Below are 2234 nucleotides of genomic sequence, written 5' to 3' on the forward strand. Positions count from 1 at the left end.
GGCGCACCCTTGTTCGCCTTGACTTTCTCGTACGCTCTCCAGACCTCCCACTTCGAAATATCGAACGACTTCCCTGGCAACTTCAGCTCGCTCAACTCAGCTCCTCCCAGCAGCCCACAGGCTCCCGGTTGACCAGACGAACACGCCACAGACGACCCAGCCCCTTCGCTCCACCCCCGTTACAGGAGCCTCATCGCTACTACAGGCCAGTCCGCCAGCGCCCCACGAGACCTCCCACTCGAAGCCTTCACCGAACGGACCGCTCCGCCCAGCGACTTCCAGCACGAGACCTCACGGCCGCGCCTTCCCAAGTTCCGTGCAAGACCCGCAGACCAGGCTCACGCCGCCTCCATGCCGGACACCACCTGGCCAGTCATCGGGCACCCGCCAGGTCCTGCTCCCGCAGCCCGAGACATGGCCACGGTTTCGATGCCACTTCACTTTTGTAACGACACGTCTACAGCGGTTCGGGGTTACTCGTCTTCCTGGTCCCCACCTGACGCCCAACGACGCCTTTCCCACATCGCTCACCACGACGGTCTTCAGCCAACGCAGCATGTGGTGGTTTGGAGCCTCCCCCCGAAGGGCGACTCCGAAGGGCCAAACCTTCATCTCTCGCACAGCACCGACTCCCAAAGAACGCACCTACCAACTCATCGCGATCTCCGTTCGTCGTTCATGGCACACGTCCCGGAAAGGTCGGCTGGTAGGGCTGTGACCTGCGTCTTTGCGGGGGTGTGACCGGCGTGGCGTGTGGGACGGGTGTGGCCCGAGGGGCTGAGATGGAAGTTCTTCAGGCCACCGTCTCAGCAAGGACCACACCCGCCGATGCCATCTTCGCCGATCACCCCTGCCGCCACGCAACCCGGCGGGTTGTCGGGGGACACCCGCGCCGGACACCTCCTACGGCTGCTGGCGACCGTGCCCGACCCGCGTGATCCCCGCGGGGTGCGCTACCCGTTGGTCGGGATCCTCGCGGTGGCCGTGACGGCGGTGATGGCCGGGGCGCGCTCGTTCGCCGCGATCGGTGAATGGGCCGACGACCTGAGCATGGAGCACCGGACCAGGATCGGGATGGGTGGCGTGGCCAGCCCGGACGAGTCGACCCTGCGCAAGCTCTTCGCCCGCCTCGATCCTGACCAGCTCGACCGGGTCCTCGGGGCCTGGCTGTGGACCCGCACCGACGACGTCCACGGGCAGCGGGTCATCGCCCTCGACGGCAAGACCGTGCGCGGCGCCCGCACCCCCACGACGTGCGCACCGCACCTGGTCGCCGCGCTCGACCACGTCACGGGAACCGTGGTCGGGCAAGTCGCCGTCGCCGCCAAGAGCAACGAGATCCCCGCCGTACGAGACCTCCTCGCGTGTTTCGACCTGACCGGCGTCGTCGTGACCGTCGACGCCATGCACACCCAAACCGACACCGCTCACGCGATCACCACCGGCGGCGGCGCGTACGTCTTCACCGTCAAGGCCAACACCCCCACCCTGCACCGCCAGCTCAAGGCCCTGCCGTGGAAAGAGGTCCCCGCACACACGGCCACCGTCACCACCCACGGCCGACGGGCGACCCGCACCATCAGATCCCTGACCGCCCCGACCTGGATCGGCTTCGCGGGCGCAGCTCAGGTCGCCCAGATCCGTCGAACCGTCACTCGAGCCGGGAAGAAGACCGTCGAGGTCGTGTACCTGATCACCTCAGCACCTCACACCAGCGCACCACCGGCCGTCCTCGCCGCCTGGGTCCAAGGCCACTGGAGCATCGAGAACCGGCTGCACTGGGTCCGGGACGTCTCCTTCGACGAGGACCGATCCCAGGTCCGCACCGGCCACACCCCACGGGTCATGGCCACCTTGCGCAACACCTCGATCAGCGTCCTGCGCCTGGCCGGCTGGGACAACATCGCTCAAGCCCTACGCCACCTGGCCCGCAGCCCCGAGCGAGCCCTCACATGCCTGTTGACCTGTTAAGACACGACCTTTCCGGAGCCCTGGCCACGGACCCACCGAAGCATCAACGGACGCCTCGAGCACCTCCGTGGCTCCGCCCTCGGCTTCCGCAACCTCACCAACTACATCGCCCGCTCCCTCCTCGAGAGCGGCGGCTTCAGACCCCACCTACACCCTCGTCTGTGAAGAGCCGGTTAACTTCGAAGAGCCGCCAACAGACGCCACCGGCACAGCGAACGATCCATTGTTGGGTCGACGGTCCGCCCGAGGCGCCTGGCCCTCAC

Annotated in this window: 1 protein-coding gene; it reads left to right on the forward strand. The window is 67.2% G+C overall.

Annotated elements, in window-relative coordinates:
• Nucleotides 1-828 precede the first annotated feature (828 nt).
• A complete protein-coding gene (locus tag Q0R63_RS18325; protein ID WP_295700537.1) occupies nt 829-1971 on the forward strand; it encodes an ISAs1 family transposase in 1143 nt (380 codons plus the stop codon).
• The last annotated feature ends 263 nt before the right edge of the window (nt 1972-2234 follow it).

Source organism: Lapillicoccus sp., assembly GCF_025353065.1.
GTDB lineage: Bacteria > Actinomycetota > Actinomycetes > Actinomycetales > Dermatophilaceae > Lapillicoccus.